The sequence below is a fragment of the Xanthomonas sp. fls2-241-TYG-148 genome, assembly GCF_030208815.1.
In the GTDB taxonomy this organism is placed as follows: Bacteria; Pseudomonadota; Gammaproteobacteria; order Xanthomonadales; family Xanthomonadaceae; genus Xanthomonas; species Xanthomonas campestris.
In genome coordinates this window covers 847,488-863,604 of the sequence record NZ_JARVTE010000001.1, presented here as the reverse complement: position 1 = coordinate 863,604, position 16,117 = coordinate 847,488, and the positions used below count along the sequence as shown (strand labels likewise).

Genomic DNA, 16,117 nt, shown 5'->3' with positions numbered 1-16,117 from the left:
GGTTGACTGGCGCCTCGCAACATCCGTACGTGGCATGCCGGTCACCGCTGATGCTTGAACAACGCTGAGCGGGTGCTGCCGCAGGGGATGCCCTTTTGGACGCAGCGGCGGCTGTTGCAATCACCTATCCAACGCAGCGTGCACGCGTCAAGCGTGCCTGGCTGCTGCCATCAGCTTGCTGGCCGCATGACCCAGCCGCCATGCACCGCCACGCGCGACAGCCGTGCGCGTTCGACAACACGCGCCTGGGGCCTCTGGTCGCTGCGCTGAGACGCGCAATTCCATGCACGAGGCGACACCCACGCGACCATGCAGGCAGGCGCAAGCGCAAGTCTTTGCGCGTGCGCCGCAGCAACGCCTACCATCGACGTTTTGCCGTTGCCGGAACTCCCATGAAGCTTCGTACTGCCGTATTGCCCCTGTGCCTGTTGACTGCCTTGCCCATGCTGGCCGCCGCGCGCGGTTTCGATGTGCGCGACATGGTGGCGCTGGACCGCGTGTCCTCGCCCACGCTCACGCCCGATGGCAGCGTGGTGGTATTCGCCAAGCGCCAGGCCAAGACCGCCAATGGCAAGGCCGCCACCAGCCTGTGGATGCGCAATCTGCGCACTCGCGATCTGGCGCCGCCCAAGCGGCTTACACCGGAAGGCTGGAACGTCAACAGCCCGGCGCTGTCGCCGGATGGCAAGACGGTGTACTTCCTCAGTAGCAAGTCCGGCACCCAGCAGCTGTACGCGCAGCCGCTGGCCGGCGGCACCCCGCAACAACTCACCGCCTTTGCGGTGGACCTGGACAGCTACAAGCTCTCGCCGGATGGCAAGCGCATTGCCTTCAGTGCGGGCGTGTTCCAGGACTGCGGCTCGGACCTGGGCTGCACCAAGAAGAAGCTGGCCGACCTCAAGAACGCCAAGGCCAGCGGTGTGGTGTACGACCAGTTGTTCGTGCGCCATTGGGACACCTGGAACGATGGCCGTCGCAACACGTTGTTCGTCGCCGAGCTGCCTGCGGCCGGTGCGAAGGCCGTGGCAGGTGCCTCGGCGATCAGCGCCACGCTGGCCGGCGATGCACCGTCCAAGCCGTTCGGCGGCAATGACGATTACGCCTGGTCGCCCGATGGCGCCAGCGTGGTGGTCAGCGTGCGCATCCCGCAGCCGCATGGCCCGGGTGCCGGCAAGGCGGCTGCGCAAGGCAAGGCCACCGGCAACGACGAAGCGTGGCAGACCAACTTCGACCTGTATCGCCTGGATGCGGCCGGCAAATCCGCGCCGGTCAATCTCACCGCCGCCAACCCGGCGTGGGATGCGGGCCCGGTGTTCAGTGCCGACGGCAAGACGCTGTACTACCGCGCCATGAAGCGTCCCGGTTTCGAAGCCGACCGTTTCGGCCTGATGGCGATGGATCTGGCCAGCGGCAAGACCCGCGAGATCGCGCCAAAGTGGGACCGCTCGGCGGGCGAGATCGTGCTGAGCGACGATGGCAGCAGCCTCTACACCAGCGCCGACGATCTGGGCGAGCACCCCTTGTTCAAGGTCGACATTGCCAGCGGTGACGCCACCAAGGTGGTGGGCGAGGGCAGCGTGCATGCACCTGTGCTGGCCGGTACCACGCTGGCATTCACGCGTAACTCGCTCAAGAGCGGCGACCAGATAGTTGTCAGCGATGTGCAGGGGCAGGGGCTGCGTGCGATCACCCAGAGCGCCGGCGAATTGCTGCCCGACGTGCAGTTCGGCGACTACGAGCAGTTCCAGTTCAAGGGCTGGAACAACGACACCGTGCATGGCTACGTGGTCAAGCCGTACAACTATCAGGAAGGCAAGACCTATCCGGTGGCGTTCCTGATCCACGGCGGCCCGCAGGGCAGTTTCGGCAATGGCTGGAGCAACCGCTGGAATCCGCAGACGTACGCCGGCCAGGGCTATGCGGTGGTGATGATCGACTTCCATGGCTCCACCGGTTACGGCCAGGAATTCACCGACGCGATCAGCCAGCATTGGGGCGACCGCCCGCTGGAAGACCTGCAAAAGGGTTGGGCCGCTGCGCAGAAGCAGTACGGCTTCCTCAACGGCGACAAGGCCTGCGCGCTGGGTGCCAGTTACGGCGGCTACATGGTCTATTGGATGGCAGGCAACTGGAACCAACCGTGGAAGTGCCTCGTCGACCACGACGGCGTGTTCGACAACCGCACCATGGGCTATGCCACCGAGGAATTGTGGTTCAGCGAGTGGGAAAACGGCGGCACGCCGTGGCAGAACCCCGCAGGCTACGAGAAGTTCAACCCGGTGCTGCACGTGGACAAGTGGAAGGTGCCGATGCTGGTGATCCATGGCCAGCAGGATTTCCGCATCCCGGTCGAGCAGGGCCTGGCCGCGTTCACCGCGCTGCAGCGCAAGGGTATCGACTCCAAGTTCCTGTATTTCCCAGACGAGAACCACTGGGTGCTCAAGCCGGACAACAGCGTGCTGTGGCACGACACCGTCAACAGCTGGTTGAAGCAGCACATCGGGCAGTGATCGCCCGTTGAAGCACTGACCGGCACGCCGTGCAATGCGGCGTGCCGGTCATGTTTATGGCTTATTGCGCAGCGAGCGCGCGTTTGGCCAGGTGGCCTTCCACAATCTGCAGGATCTCGGCCACCGCGATGCCGTACGAGCCAGCCTGGCCGGCATCGAATGCGGCTTTCCATTCGCTGTAACCGGGTAGATAGGCCGGGTCGGGCGCGCTGCTGCCAACCAGCGCCGCATCACTGCGGTCCAGCGTCTGTGCGATCACCGGCACATGCGGCAGCGTCTCCAGCAGACCACCGGGTGCACCCGGATGCTGGATCTGCAGCTCGCGTAGCGTGGCGTGCAGGATCTGCCCGCCCTGCGGATGCTCATCGATCCGGTTGATCAGCAGGAGCGGGTTTTCGCCTGCATGCCGCCCGCGGCAGCGCCACAGTTGCCCGACGGCGTAAGGCGTGGAAGTGGGCAGGGTCATGGGCATCTCCGAAAGTACAAACGCGCATGATGCCGGCAGGCGCGCGACAAGGCGACCTGCGGATACCACCACGTTGCTCAAGTCATCCGACGTGCTGCCGCTAAGGGGTGCAGATGAGTACGCTCTTGGCGGGTTTGGTCGCGTAACGGCAGCTAATCGCGCACGTGCGTCATCGCTTCAGCGTCATGCCGACATGGCAAAATGACGCGTCTCCACCTTTCCCAGTTCCCTGCAGGATCGCAAGGATCGTTTGCATGCGCACGTTTGTCCGCCCATTGATGTTGGGTCTCGTTGTTCTTTCCTCTCCCGCCTGGAGCGCCGTGCCGCGGCCGGTTTCCGGTGCGCCCGTGCGTGCAACCGCAGCGGCCGAGACGCCGCCTGCCGCGTCTGCCGCAGCCGATGCAGTGGGTGATGCGCTGGCACTGCCGTTGCCGGCCACGCTCCAGTCCGGCATGAGCTACCGCGCGTTTGCGCAGACGGTGATGGAGCAGGGCTGGCAGCCGGTAGATCCGTTGGCGGCCGACAGCTGCATGGCCGCCGGTGATTGCGAGATCGAATTCGTCGCGCCAACGCCCGGCACTCGCCTGCGTGTGCAGATCGGCTCGCAAGCCGGTGCTGCGGTGGTGCAGCGCTGGGCCACGCGCCCGGTGACGGCTGACCGGATTGCTGCCGGGACGGCGTCGGCCGCGGCCGGTACCACGCCCGCGCCGACTGCAGCGGCTGCAACGTCCGGCGCTGCCAGCGCGGCGAAAGATCCGCGCTGATCGGCATTCAGAAGGAATCGCGCCGCGGCGTATCATGACGTGGCCTGCATGCGCGGCGGTTGCGAACTGCAGTGCCCGCAGCGCCGTCATTCCTTGCCCTGAGCCCATCGTCCTGCATGAAGAGCGTTGATCCTGCCGATCTGGAAGCGTTGTTCGACGCCGTGCCGGACGTGCTGTTCTTCGTCAAGGACCGCGAAGGCCGCTATACCCACGTCAACCAGACCATGCTGCGGCGGTTGGGCCTGAAGTCGCGCAAGGACTTGATCGGCAAACGTGTCGCCGAGGTCTACCCGAGCGGGCTGGGCGCCAACTATGCCAACCAAGACGAACAGGTGCTGGCCGGTGCGGTGATCGACAACCTGCTCGAGTTACATCTGTTTGCCAACCGCGAACCTGGCTGGTGCCTCACCTGCAAGCGTCCGCTGCTGGTGGACGGCAAGGTGCAGGGCATCATCGGCATCTCGCGCGATCTGGGGCCGCAGGATGGCCAGGAATCGCAGTACGAAAAACTGCGTCTCGCGCTGGCCTACCTCAACGCCAACTACGCGCAAAACGTGCGCATGCAGGCGCTGGTGGATATCACCGGGTTCTCGATGTCCAAGCTGCAGCGCTCGTTCCGCAAGGTGTTCCAGCTCACTCCACAACAGGTACTGGCCAAGCTGCGTCTGCAGATGGCGATGCATTTATTGCATGGAACCAAGAGCGTGACCGAGATTGGCCATGCCTGTGGTTTCAGCGATCAAAGCGCGTTTACGCGGCAGTTCAAGCTGGCCGTCGGCATGACCCCACGTGAGTACCGTACGCTGGCAACTGCAGGGCAGTTTCCTGCCGGAACTTCTTAGGACGGCCTGATTAAGACGAATTCGCAGCAGCGAAGTGAGTTGCGTGTGTGGTGCACTCACTGCAGCAGAGCATTGAGTCAACAGCTTAGAGCACTTATCAAAACGACTGCGCAGCCGCCAGGCGGGCGCGGCCGGTGCTGGGAATCGGCATGTACCCCGGACACTCCGGTTCCTCCGCGCCGTCCGCACCCACCTGACGGCTGCTCGCTACGTTTTGTAAGCCGCTCTGAGTTAGTCGAGTGCGCGGCGCCCTCACCGCTTGCGGGACACGCCGTGAATCCGTCCGTGGAGGCTCGGTGTCGGCATCCATGCCGCCACACGGTCCCGCAAGCGGCGAGGACACCGCACCAGAAAGTGAGTCGGTTGCTGTGTTGAAAGCCTGCTTGTTACTCGGCTTGCCTTGGGACACTGATCGGACGCGCCGTTATCCGAACAGCGCACGCCATGCACGGCTTGCACCATGCAAACCGCCACTCTCGACTGGTCCTTGCCCGCGCATCATCGCGGGACCTTACGCGGCATGGATGCCGCGTAAGAGCTTACAAGGACGTACTTGCAGCGTGTCCCGCGATGGTGGGCGGGCAAGGGCCCTGCAGCCAAGCGGCAGATCATCTGCTCTCCAAGCAATCAACACCCCTGTCCAACAAACTCCAAAACACCCGAGATTTCGAAACCTAGCGTGCTTCAAATGCAATGGGCGGGAAACGACATGGAAAGTCGCTCGCGCCCAAGGCAGCTTTCGGTGGCGCTGGTGGGTTACGCCAGCATGCGCACCTTCGGCTCGCGTGCCCACTGGCGGGTCTTGGCGGCGGTAATGAAGGCCTTGGTGTCGGCCGCATCGACCACGCCCGGATCCTTGCCGACATTGCCGGCCTTGAGCAGCAGTTGCGCGCCGTCGTCGAAAGCGATCGCCTTCAGATGCGCCCAGGCATTGCTGACAAAATCCAGCGCCGCCGATTCGCGCGTCAACGCCTTGGCCGCTTCCGAAGACAGCAGCACCGCCACCGCGTCGAACACGATCGACGGCGTGCCGGCTAGCTGGCCATCGGCAGCCAGTTGCTTGCCGTCGCTGAGCTTGGCGCCGCCCAGCTTGGGGGCCACGATCTTGACCGTTGCACCGGCCGCTTCGGCCGCCTTGCGCACAGCCTTGATCGCCGCGGCGTCGGAGCCGTCGTGGATCAGGATGCCTACCGTGCGGCCCTGCAGCGTGTCCTTCATCTTGCCGATCAACTGCAGCGCCGGCGACAACGGCATGTCGGTCGGTGCAACGGCGGCCGGCGGTGCCGGCGGCAGGCTTGTCATGCCCATGCCATCGGCCACGCGCTTGGCCAGCGCTTCATCGATATGCCGCAGATGTCCCACGATGGCCTCGCGCACGTGCGCGGTTTCCACCTTGGAGAGTTCGAACACCAGTGCAGACGCCAGATGCGCTTGCTCCGGTGCGGTCTGGCTGCGGAAGAACATGCGTGCTTGGCTGTAATGGTCGGCAAAACTTTCCGCACGCACTCGGCCCTTGGCGCCATCCTCGGCCGGTGTGGCATGGCTGGGGAAACCGCGCAGCGCCTCGCGTGGTGCGTCAGCCTGCAAGGAGCTGGGTTCGTACGCCACGCGGCCCTTCGGCACGCCCATCTGCATGTGGCCATCGCGCTGGTTGTTGGCGAACGGGCACTTCGGTGCGTTGATCGGAATCTGATGGAAGTTGGGCCCGCCCAGGCGGCTCAGCTGCGTGTCCAGGTAGGAGAACAGCCGGCCTTGCAGCAGCGGGTCGTTGCTGAAGTCGATCCCCGGCACGATGTTGGCCGGGCAATAGGCCACCTGCTCGGTCTCTGCAAAAAAGTTGTCCGGCCAGCGGTCCAGCACCATGCGCCCGACGATCTGCAAGGGCACCAGCTCTTCCGGAATGACCTTGGTCGAATCCAGGTGGTCGAACGGGAATGCCTCGGCCTCGGCTTCGGTGAACAGCTGCACGCCCAATTCCCACTCGGGGAAGTCGCCCTTCTGAATCGCCTCGAACAGATCGCGACGCTGGAAGTCTGGGTCCGCACCGGCAAGTTTGACTGCCTCGTCCCAGATGGTGGACTGCAGGCCCAGCTTGGGGCGCCAATGGAATTTGACGAAGGTGCTGTCGCCGTTTTCATTGAGCAGGCGGAAGCTGTGGATGCCGAAGCCTTCGATCATGCGCAACGAACGCGGAATGGTGCGATCGCTCATTGCCCACATGATCATGTGCATCGATTCGGGGGTGAGCGAGATGAAATCCCAGAACGTGTCGTGTGCGCTGGCGGCCTGCGGAAAGCCGCGGTCCGGTTCCATCTTCACCGCGTGGATGAGGTCTGGAAACTTCATTGCATCCTGGATGAAGAACACCGGGATGTTGTTGCCGACCAGATCCCAGTTGCCTTCCTTGGTATAGAACTTCACCGCGAAGCCGCGCACATCGCGAGGTGTATCGACCGAACCGGCGCCGCCGGCCACGGTGGAAAAACGCGTGAATAGTGGGGTTTTTTCGCCCACTTCGGTGAGCAACTTGGCCGTGGTGTACTGGCTCAGCGACTTGGTCAGCTCGAAGTAGCCGTGCGCCGCGCTACCGCGTGCATGCACGATGCGCTCGGGAATGCGCTCATGGTCGAAGTGCGTGATCTTTTCGCGCAGGATGAAATCTTCCAGCAACGTCGGGCCGCGCGGTGTGGCGCGGAGCGAGTTCTGGTTGTCGCCAACGGGAATGCCCTGGTTGGTGGTCAGTTGCGGATGCGAGCCGCCGGCCTTCTGATGCAGTTCGTCGCCGGTGCCGCGCAACTCATGCGCGCTTGCGGAACTGCCGACAGAAGGAATCTGTGCGGGCTTGCTGGGGGACTTGGCCATGGGGGACTCCACGTTGGCGGGCTGGGATGCGAGCTATCCAGTCGAGCCTGGGAGTGGCGCTGTTAAATGGATGTGTCTGCATGCGAACGAACACTCACATGCGCATGCGAGCGCGTTGCAGGTCAGCGTGTAGCGAACAATTACACGCAAAAATAGCTGTTTAGTGCAACGACAACACTGTGACGCACGGCATGCTGCAAGCGCGACCGTGAGCGAGGTCTACAGCAAATCCAGTGGCTGCTTGCGCGTGGGCGGTGGAAATGCGCTGTCCAGGTCTGCCAGATCCTGCGCATCGAGTTGCAGCGTGCATGCATCTGCATTGGCGCGGACATGCGCTGGCGTACCGGATTCGGGAATGGCGATCACCTGCCCACTGCGGATGGCCCACGCCAGCGCCACCGCGGTGGCCGCCACGCCGCGTCGCGCACCGATGGCATGCAGCACCGGGTGATCGAGCAACGCACGGCTGCCTAGCGGCGAATACGCCATCACCGTCACCGCATGTTGCGCGCACCACGGCAACAGATCGAACTCGATGCCGCGGCTGCCGGCGTGATACAGCACCTGATTCACCAGGCAGTGCTGCCCGCCATCGATCTGCCAGAGCTCCTGCATGTCGTCGACATCGAAATTGGACACGCCCCAGTCACGGATCTTGCCCGCATCGCGCAGTGTTTCGAATGCAGCGACCACCTCCGCCAAATCGCTGCCGCCGCGCCAATGCAGCAGATACAGATCCAGCGTGCGCACGCCCAGGCGTTGCAGACTGGCTTCGCAGGCGCGCGCAATGCCGCGCGCGCTGGCGTTGCTGGGCAGCACCTTGGACACCAGATACGGCGGCTGCCCGCGTGCGATCACCTGGCTGATCAACTGTTCCGAGCGGCCATTGCCGTACATCTCGGCGGTATCGATCAAGCGCATGCCCAGCGCCTGGCCAGTCTGCAGTGCTTCGATCTCCTGCTGCGGCGCATGCCGTCCCTGGCCCAGGTTCCAGGAGCCCATGCCGAGTGCAGGCACGCTGCGTCCGTTGCGCAAGGTCACCTGCGGGCAGTGGGTGGTGGCGGATTCGGACATGGCAGGGCTCCAGCGATCAGTGAGAGGGTGGTGCAGGCACCGGCACGGCAGTGGGTAGCGGGCGCGTTGCAGCGTTGGCCTGTGCATCCCAGAACGCGCAGCGATGCTGTGCGGCGAAGTCCGGCGTGGGCCCGATCCTGCCGGGCGATAGTGTCAACGGCGTGTCGCCATCGAAGCGTGGCCAGGCTGGACGCCCGCCGCCATTGGGATCGCCGCTGCGCGCGAAGGCGCCCCAGTAATCCTGCAACGTGTTGGCAAGTGCGTGCTGCGCAGGGGTGAAGTCCGGCGTGCCGCTGAGCACCCACGGGCGCTGGAACAGATACACCAGCTCGGAGGCGTGATACGCGCCCAGCGCGTGCGAAAACGGCAACCGCAACAGCCCGAATGGCGCATCCGGGTCGTCGAATTCGTAGGCGTACACCGGTACGCGGGTGCGCAGCATCTGGCCCAGGCGGCGGGTGGGGCAGGCGAATCCGCCATCGGTGACAAGATTTGCAAATGCATGCCAGCGCGACTGCGCGGCCACCTGCGCATACTGCGCCAGCACCGGTGCCGGCGCGGCGTACATGCGGTGTACGCGCGCCTCATAGCTGCTTTGCAGGTTCAACTTGCCGGCATAGGAGAGCAATTGCGCAAACAGGCGGCCTTCATTGCGATTGCTGCCGATCAACAACGGCACCTGCGGCTGCTGCGCCTGTTCGATTGCGACGCTTGGCGGTGCGGGCAGCACATCGCCGCCGTGCATCGGCGCCCAGGCATCCAGGCCGGTCAGTCCGCGGCGCTGCGGTTTGGCATCGGCCAGGGTCTCGGCGGGCAGCTGGCGCAGGCACGCGGCAACATCAGGTGCACGTGCGCAGCCCAGTGCCTCCGCCATCTGCGCGCCACCGCGCTCGGCATCGCTGCGTGCAACGGTGGAGTCGCCGGCCAGGCAGCTGCCGCTTTGCAGGATCGCGCGCTGGAACAAGCCGGCCGCGCCCGGTGAGGCCAGCTGGTAACAGATGCTCCAGGCGCCGGCGGATTCGCCGAATACGGTGACATTGCCCGGGTCGCCGCCAAACGCGCCGATATTGCGCTGCACCCAGCGCAGCGCCAGTTGCTGGTCGAGCAGGGCGTAGGCACCTTCGCCATCGCCTTGCACCTGTGGATGCGCAAGAAAACCGAACACGCCCAGCCGGTAGTTGGGCGCCACCACCACCACGTTCTGGCGTGCGGCCAACGCGCTCAGGTCGTAGTCCACATTGCTGCCCAGCTCCAGCGCGCCGCCATAGATCCACACCATTACCGCACGCGGCGTTGCGGGTGCGGGGCCAGGCGGGGCATAGATGTTGAGTGTGAGGCAGTCCTCGGAGATGTGTTTCTGGCCGACGCGATAGCGCGGCATGCAGGCCGGCCCGGCCTGCGTGGCATCACGCACGCCGGGCCAGGGCGTGGCCGGCTGCGGAGCATGAAAGCGCAGCGCGCCGACCGGTGGCGCGGCGAACGGCACGCCCAGAAATGCGCGCCCCTGCGCACTGGCAACACCGCGCACTGCGCCGGCATCGGTTTGCACCACGACCGGCTGCGCATCCGCGGCCTGGATCAGTGCCGGCACCGTGCCGGGCCGGCGTGGCGCGCAGCCGCTTAGCAGGCAGGTTGCGAGCAGCAGGCTGCTCACGATTGGTGCCCATTGCGTCTTGTTGGATTCGATCACGGTTGCCGCGCTTCGCCTTGGTTGTTTGGCACATCATCGCGAACGCACGTGTAGGGAAGGCAAACGTGCTGCTGACAGCGAGGCTGTGGGAGCGTGATTGCGTGTATCGCAACGCACTGCTGGTGCAGTCGCGCGACCACTGGCGCCATGCGTGCGTTGCATTGCAGAGACACGCAACAGGATGACGCCCGCAATGGCAGAAGCACATTCAAAGCTGCGATGCGCGGTGAGCGACGGCGCTGCGGGCCACTGACGTAGTGTCTGGGATGCCGTTGCAGGCGCGCGACTGGCGACTGTTGGGCGATCGTGGCGCTCCGTGGTTCGGATGCCATGCGCGGACCGTGGTGACAGGCCAGCGCGCAGGATTTTTCTCTTCCGTACTTGTGCAAGACAGCGAGACTATGCCGCGGCGTCTGCAGCGCATGCTGCTGCATCCCACGTTCAAGACACTAAAAAACCCGGCCACGTTAAACGCGGCCGGGTTTGAGTTCAGCGAAGGGCAGCGTTGCGGCGCTTACGCCACCACGTCGTCCTTGTACGCATCCACCGGGATGCAGGCACACATCACGTTCTTGTCGCCGTAGACATTGTCCACGCGGCCCACTGGCGGCCAGTACTTCTGCTGCTTGAGCGAGGGCAGCGGGAAGGCGGCCAGCTCGCGCGGATAGGCATGCGTCCACTCACTGGCCGAGACCTGCGTGGCGGTGTGCGGGGCGTGCTTGAGCGGGTTGTCCTCGCGGTCCAGGCGGCCGTCTTCGATCGCGCGGATTTCTTCGCGGATCTGGATCATCGCGTTGATGAAGCGGTCCAGCTCGTGCTGCGATTCGCTTTCGGTCGGCTCCACCATCAAGGTGCCGGCCACCGGGAAGCTCAGCGTCGGCGCATGGAAGCCGAAATCGATCAGGCGCTTGGCGATGTCCTCGGCACCGATGCCGCTGGTCTTTTCCAGCGGGCGGATGTCCAGGATGCACTCGTGCGCCACCAGCCCGTTGCGGCCGGTGTACAGCGTCTTGTAGTGCGCGCTCAAACGCTTGGCGATGTAGTTGGCGTTGAGCAGGGCGACCTGGGTCGCCTTGCGCAGGCCGGCACTGCCCATCATGGTCACGTACATCCAGCTGATCGGCAGGATCGAGGCCGAGCCGTAGCTGGCCGCGCTGACCATGCCGACATCGCCTTCGCCGCCCAGCGTGCGCGGCAAAAAGGGTGCGAGGTGCGACTTCACCGCGCACGGGCCCACGCCCGGCCCGCCGCCGCCGTGCGGAATGCAGAAGGTCTTGTGCAGATTGAGGTGCGACACGTCCGAGCCCCACTTGCCGGGCTTGGCCACGCCGACCAGGGCGTTCATGTTGGCGCCGTCGGTATACACCTGGCCGCCGTGCGCGTGCACCGCTTCGCAGATCGCCACCACGTCTTCTTCGAACACGCCGTGCGTGGACGGGTAGGTGATCATCAGCGCGGCCAGGCGGTCGGAATACTTCTCGGCCTTGGCGCGGATGTCATCGACATCGACATTGCCGTTGGCATCGCACTTGGTCACCACCACGGTCATGCCGCACATCTGCGCGGAGGCCGGATTGGTGCCGTGTGCGGATTCGGGAATCAGGCAGATGTCGCGGTGGGCTTCGTTGCGCGAGCGGTGATAGGCGCGGATTGCCAGCAGGCCGGCGTATTCGCCCTGCGCGCCGGAATTGGGCTGCAGGCTCACCGCGTCGTAGCCGGTGCATTCGACCAGCATCGCTTCCAGTTCTTCGATCAGCTGCGCATAACCGGCCGACTGCTCCGGTGGTGCCAGCGGATGGATCGCGCCGAACTCCGGCCAGGTCACCGGGATCATCTCGGCGGTGGCGTTGAGCTTCATCGTGCAGCTGCCCAGCGGGATCATGGTGCGATCCATGGCCAGGTCCTTGTCGGCCAGCGAGCGCATGTAGCGCAGCAGTTCGTGCTCGCTGTGATGGGTGTTGAACACCGGGTGCTGCAGGAATGCGCTGGTGCGGCGCAGGCCCTGCGGCAGCGCGTCGGCGGTGGCCGCATCCAGCGCATCGATATCCGCCTGGGCACCGAACAGCTGCGCCAGTGCCACCACATCGGCGCGCGTGCTGGTTTCGTCCAGGCTGATGCCGACCGCTTCGCTATCGATCGCGCGCAGGTTGATGCCGGCCGCACGCGCCTTGGCGTGGATGGCATCGGCATCGATCGCCTTGACGTGAAGGGTGTCGAAGAAATGCTCGCCCACGGTGACGCCTACGCTGCGCAATGCAGCCGCCAGGATCGCCGCCAGGCGATGGGTGCGGCGGGCAATGCGGGTGAGGCCATCGGGGCCGTGGTAGACCGCGTACATCGAGGCCATCACCGCCAGCAGCACCTGCGCGGTGCAGATGTTGGAGGTGGCCTTTTCGCGACGAATGTGTTGCTCACGCGTCTGCAGCGTGAGGCGATAGGCCGGGTTGCCGGCAGCATCGATCGACACCCCGATCAAGCGGCCCGGCATCGAGCGCTTGTAGGCATCGCGGCAGGCCATAAAGGCCGCATGCGGGCCACCGAAGCCGAACGGCACGCCGAAGCGCTGCGAGTTGCCCACCACGATGTCAGCGCCCCATTCGCCCGGCGCGGCGATCAGCGTGAGCGCCAGCAGATCGGTGGCCACGGCGACCAGGCCGCCTTGCGCGTGCACGGCATCGGCCAGCGCGGCGTGATCGCCGATGTGGCCGAAGCTGTCCGGGTACTGCAGCAGCACGCCGAAGCACTCGGCCTGCAGCGCTTCGTCCGGCGTGCCGACACGCAGCACGATGCCCAGCGGCTCGGCACGCGTGCGCAGCAGCTCCTGGGTCTGCGGGTGCACTGAGTCGTGCACGAAGAACGTGTCGGACTTGGACTTGGCCGAGCGCTTGGCCAGCGTCATCGCTTCGGCTGCGGCGGTGGCTTCGTCCAGCAGCGAGGCATTGGCGATCTGCATGCCGGTGAGGTCGGCGCACATGGTCTGGAAGTTGATCAGCGCTTCCATGCGGCCCTGCGAAATCTCGGCCTGGTAGGGCGTGTAGGCGGTGTACCAGGCCGGGTTTTCCAGGATGTTGCGCAGGATCACCTTCGGCGTATGCGTGCCGTAATACCCCTGGCCGATGAACGTGCGCTGCACCTGGTTCTTGCTGGCAATGGCGCGGATCTTGGCCAGCGCTTCTTCTTCGGTGATCGCATCGGGCAGCGCCAATGCGGCCGGCGACTTGATGTTGGACGGCACGATGGCGTCGGTCATCGCATCCAGCGAGTCGTGGCCGACCACGCCCAGCATCTGCGCGATTTCCGCGTCGTTGGGGCCGATGTGGCGTTCGACGAACGCGCTGTGGTGTTCGAGGTCGCGCAGGGAAGACGGAGTCTGGGACATGGCGGGCATCCGGGGCAGTGGGCATGCGAAAGGTCGGAAGCACCACGACCGGCATGACGCGCATACGCGCACCACGACCTGCCGCACTGGCGGTCTTCCTCGCGCCCCTCTGTCCTTTTGCCTGAGAGTTTAAGAACGCGGCCTGGCCTGTGGCCTGCCTGCGTTCCGTGCCCCTTCGGCGCCGGAGTGAACCGGTCTCTCCAGAGTTGTGTTGAAGATGGTATCGGGCCTGAGCGATTACGGGCTGTTGCGCCTTCGGCAGCGGCAGTGCCGCTTCTCCCACCGTGTTGCCGGCCGATTATAGCCTGCGCCCAAGCCGCCGGCGCGCCGCACCACGCCGCCGCGGCACGGGGGCTGCGCTCGGGTTTGCTTAACCTTGCCGGGGCGAACACCTATCATCTGCGGCCCTGTGTGCGCATCCAGTCCCCGCCGCCGACGCGGCCCCTGACGTGCACACTCCGCTGTACCCGCTTTCCGGATCCCGGCATGACCCCGACCACGCCCTCCACCCGTCGCATGGCGCTGCTGCTCGCCGGCCTGGCGATGTTCGGCCCGTTTTCCATCGACACCATCTTTCCGGCGTTCTCCCAGCTCAGCCGCAGCCTGGCGGTGGACGAGGTGGCGATCCAGCAGACCATCAGCGTGTATCTGCTGGCCTACGGGCTGATGAGCATCGCGCACGGGCCGCTCTCCGACGCCTGGGGCCGCAAGCGGGTGATCCTGGGCGGGCTGGTGCTGTTCATCGCCGGCACCATTGGCTGTGCGTTGTCGCGCGATCTGCCGACGCTGCTGGCATTCCGCGCGCTGCAGGGGTTGTCGGCGGGCGTGGGCATGATCGTGGGGCGTGCGGTGATCCGCGACCTGTTCCAGGGCCACGACGCGCAGCGCTTGATGAGCCAGGTGTCGATGATCTTTGGCATCGCCCCGGCCATCGCGCCGATCATCGGCGGCTGGATCCTGCTCAGCGGCGCTGGCTGGCCGCTGATCTTCTGGTTCCTGGCGGTGTTCGGGCTGGTGCTGCTGATCGCCACGGTGACCTGGCTGCCGGAAACCCACCCGGTGGAAGCGCGCACGCCGCTGCAACTGCGCCGCCTGCTGCATGACTACGTGCGGATCGGCTTCAACCCACGCTTCCAGCGCCTGGCCGCGGCCGGTGCGTTCAACTTCGCCGGCATCTTTTTGTACATCGCCTCGGCGCCGGTGCTGGTGATGCGCCACCTGCACCTGGGCGAGGGCGATTTCGCCTGGTTGTTCATTCCCACCATCGGCGGCATGACCCTGGGCTCGTTCCTGTCCGGGCGCATGGCCGGCCGGATGGATCCGGTGCGGCAGGTGCGCATCGGCTTCATCTGCTGCGGCGTGGCGGCGCTGGTCAACCTTGGCTACACGCTGGCGGTGGCGCAGATCAGCCTGCCGTGGGCGGTGCTGCCGATCTTCCTGGCCGGGCTGGGCATGGCGCTGATCTTCCCGATCCTGGCGCTGGCGGTGCTGGACATGTACCCGCAGCAGCGCGGCCTGGCCTCCTCGCTGCAGGCCTTCACCCAACTGATGACCAATACCGTGGTGGCCGGGGTGCTGTCGCCGCTGCTGAGTGAACACCCGCGGCATCTGGCGTTCGGCATGACCGGCTTTTTCTTGCTGGGCTGGCTATTCTGGCGCTGGGAGCGCCGCAGCGGCCGCCGCTTGCGGCGCCGCCAGGCTGCCGAGGCACTGCCTCTGGAGCCGGCCGACCACCTTTGACCCCACAGGAGCCTGCATGTCCACCGATTCCAAGCTGCGCCGCGATGCCCGCAAGCGGGCCACCGAGCGCGCGCGCAACCAGGCCGCTGCCAACCCCGCGCCGGTCTCGCCGATCGAGCCGCATGCCGAACTACGCGACCAGCAACGCACGCTGCTGGCCGGCATCGTGCGCCGCGACGGTGAGTGGGTGCTGGGCATGGATGGCCGCATCGCCGGCGAAAGCACCAGCGCGGCGCAGGTGCTGGCCCTGATCATGCGCGCGGCCGAACTGCACGAACGCCAGGGCACCCCCGTGCGGCTGACCTATTCGGACGCCCTTAAGGATGCCGCGCACGCCGAGGCCGCTGCGGACGGCATGGAATTCGAGCAGTTCAAGACCAAGCTAAGCGAACGCTTGCAGGGCGCGAAGCTCAACTGACCTGCGGTACAAGTGCGCGTTGCGGGCACTTTTGTTTCGGGCGCTGTTGTAGGAGCGCGCTTGCGCGCGAGGGCTTTCCCGGTACGCTCCATCGCGCGCAAGCGCGCTCCTACGATGGTCGGGGCGATGATTGGTCTGGCGTTTGCGTTTGCTGGGGCGTAGAGCTCGATTGAGTCACGTTGCGTCGCGCCTTGCGCCAGCGCGACAGCGCAGTGAGGTTGCTTGCGTCGCATCGCCTGCGTTGATCGGCATGAACACGGCAGCCCGAACAACAGCGCTGTTGTAGGAGCGCGCTTGCGCGCGAGGGCCTTCCCGGGAACGCCCCATCGCGCGCGAGCGCGCTCCTACGATGGTCGGGCGATGGTTTGTCTA

10 protein-coding genes, 1 other RNA gene and 1 riboswitch are annotated in these 16,117 nt (G+C 65.5%); of the genes, 6 read left to right on the top strand and 5 right to left on the bottom strand.

All coding sequences use genetic code 11. From position 1 onward, the window contains the following. The first annotated feature begins 392 nt into the window (after positions 1 to 392). Entirely contained in the window at positions 393 to 2,510 is a 2,118-nt protein-coding gene (locus QRM60_RS03890) for a S9 family peptidase (RefSeq protein ID WP_285445640.1), read from the top strand. A 61-nt stretch (positions 2,511 to 2,571) separates the two neighbouring features. Here QRM60_RS03890 and QRM60_RS03885 read toward each other — a convergent pair whose 3' ends face one another. Beyond that, positions 2,572 to 2,976 carry a hypothetical protein gene (locus QRM60_RS03885; protein WP_285445639.1) on the bottom strand — a complete coding sequence of 135 codons (405 nt, stop codon included), beginning with the start codon at positions 2,974 to 2,976 and terminating at the stop codon, positions 2,572 to 2,574. A gap of 254 nt (positions 2,977 to 3,230) precedes the next feature. Here QRM60_RS03885 and QRM60_RS03880 point away from each other — a divergent pair, with 254 nt between their 5' ends. From QRM60_RS03880 to QRM60_RS03870, 3 genes are all read left to right on the top strand, one after another. Next, on the top strand, positions 3,231 to 3,740 hold the full coding sequence (locus tag QRM60_RS03880; protein WP_285445638.1) for a hypothetical protein: 510 nt from the start codon (positions 3,231 to 3,233) through the stop codon (positions 3,738 to 3,740). Positions 3,741 to 3,856: 116 nt separating this feature from the next. After that, positions 3,857 to 4,582, top strand: coding sequence for an AraC family transcriptional regulator (locus QRM60_RS03875; protein ID WP_042595103.1), 726 nt, complete (start codon positions 3,857 to 3,859; stop codon positions 4,580 to 4,582). Between the two features lie 149 nt (positions 4,583 to 4,731). Then, positions 4,732 to 4,805, top strand: a non-coding RNA gene (locus QRM60_RS03870) — sX9 sRNA. 533 nt (positions 4,806 to 5,338) lie between these two features. Here the strand turns inward: QRM60_RS03870 and QRM60_RS03865 are convergent. The 4 genes from QRM60_RS03865 to gcvP all read right to left on the bottom strand — a co-directional run bounded on the left by QRM60_RS03865 (position 5,339) and on the right by gcvP (position 13,596). Then, a complete protein-coding gene (locus QRM60_RS03865) occupies positions 5,339 to 7,444 on the bottom strand; it encodes a catalase (RefSeq protein ID WP_014506993.1) in 2,106 nt (701 codons plus the stop codon). Between the two features lie 219 nt (positions 7,445 to 7,663). Continuing rightward, positions 7,664 to 8,518: an aldo/keto reductase gene (locus QRM60_RS03860; RefSeq protein WP_115555586.1), complete on the bottom strand. Its 855-nt coding sequence runs from the start codon at positions 8,516 to 8,518 to the stop codon at positions 7,664 to 7,666. Between the two features lie 16 nt (positions 8,519 to 8,534). Continuing rightward, on the bottom strand, positions 8,535 to 10,208 hold the full coding sequence (locus QRM60_RS03855; RefSeq protein WP_285445637.1) for a carboxylesterase/lipase family protein: 1,674 nt from the start codon (positions 10,206 to 10,208) through the stop codon (positions 8,535 to 8,537). 514 nt (positions 10,209 to 10,722) lie between these two features. Next, on the bottom strand, positions 10,723 to 13,596 hold the full coding sequence (gcvP, locus tag QRM60_RS03850; protein WP_285445636.1) for an aminomethyl-transferring glycine dehydrogenase: 2,874 nt from the start codon (positions 13,594 to 13,596) through the stop codon (positions 10,723 to 10,725). A 90-nt stretch (positions 13,597 to 13,686) separates the two neighbouring features. Further along, positions 13,687 to 13,801, bottom strand: a riboswitch (glycine riboswitch). A 272-nt stretch (positions 13,802 to 14,073) separates the two neighbouring features. Between gcvP and QRM60_RS03845 the strand changes: the two genes are divergently transcribed. Together QRM60_RS03845 and QRM60_RS03840 are read left to right on the top strand one after the other, a co-directional pair. Then, positions 14,074 to 15,327, top strand: coding sequence for a multidrug effflux MFS transporter (locus QRM60_RS03845; RefSeq protein ID WP_014506999.1), 1,254 nt, complete (start codon positions 14,074 to 14,076; stop codon positions 15,325 to 15,327). Positions 15,328 to 15,343: 16 nt separating this feature from the next. Further along, positions 15,344 to 15,745 carry a hypothetical protein gene (locus tag QRM60_RS03840; RefSeq protein ID WP_011269939.1) on the top strand — a complete coding sequence of 134 codons (402 nt, stop codon included), beginning with the start codon at positions 15,344 to 15,346 and terminating at the stop codon, positions 15,743 to 15,745. The last annotated feature ends 372 nt before the right edge of the window (positions 15,746 to 16,117 follow it).

Bases quoted from the DNA above. Each gene is read 5' to 3' on its own strand.
- QRM60_RS03875 (WP_042595103.1), top strand. From the start codon at position 3,857: ATGAAGAGCGTTGATCCTGCCGATCTGGAAGCGTTGTTCGACGCCGTG.
- QRM60_RS03880 (WP_285445638.1), top strand. From the start codon at position 3,231: ATGCGCACGTTTGTCCGCCCATTGATGTTGGGTCTCGTTGTTCTTTCC.
- QRM60_RS03840 (WP_011269939.1), top strand. From the start codon at position 15,344: ATGTCCACCGATTCCAAGCTGCGCCGCGATGCCCGCAAGCGGGCCACC.
- QRM60_RS03890 (WP_285445640.1), top strand. From the start codon at position 393: ATGAAGCTTCGTACTGCCGTATTGCCCCTGTGCCTGTTGACTGCCTTG.
- QRM60_RS03885 (WP_285445639.1), bottom strand. From the start codon at position 2,976: ATGACCCTGCCCACTTCCACGCCTTACGCCGTCGGGCAACTGTGGCGC.
- QRM60_RS03860 (WP_115555586.1), bottom strand. From the start codon at position 8,518: ATGTCCGAATCCGCCACCACCCACTGCCCGCAGGTGACCTTGCGCAAC.
- gcvP (WP_285445636.1), bottom strand. From the start codon at position 13,596: ATGCCCGCCATGTCCCAGACTCCGTCTTCCCTGCGCGACCTCGAACAC.
- QRM60_RS03865 (WP_014506993.1), bottom strand. From the start codon at position 7,444: ATGGCCAAGTCCCCCAGCAAGCCCGCACAGATTCCTTCTGTCGGCAGT.
- QRM60_RS03845 (WP_014506999.1), top strand. From the start codon at position 14,074: ATGACCCCGACCACGCCCTCCACCCGTCGCATGGCGCTGCTGCTCGCC.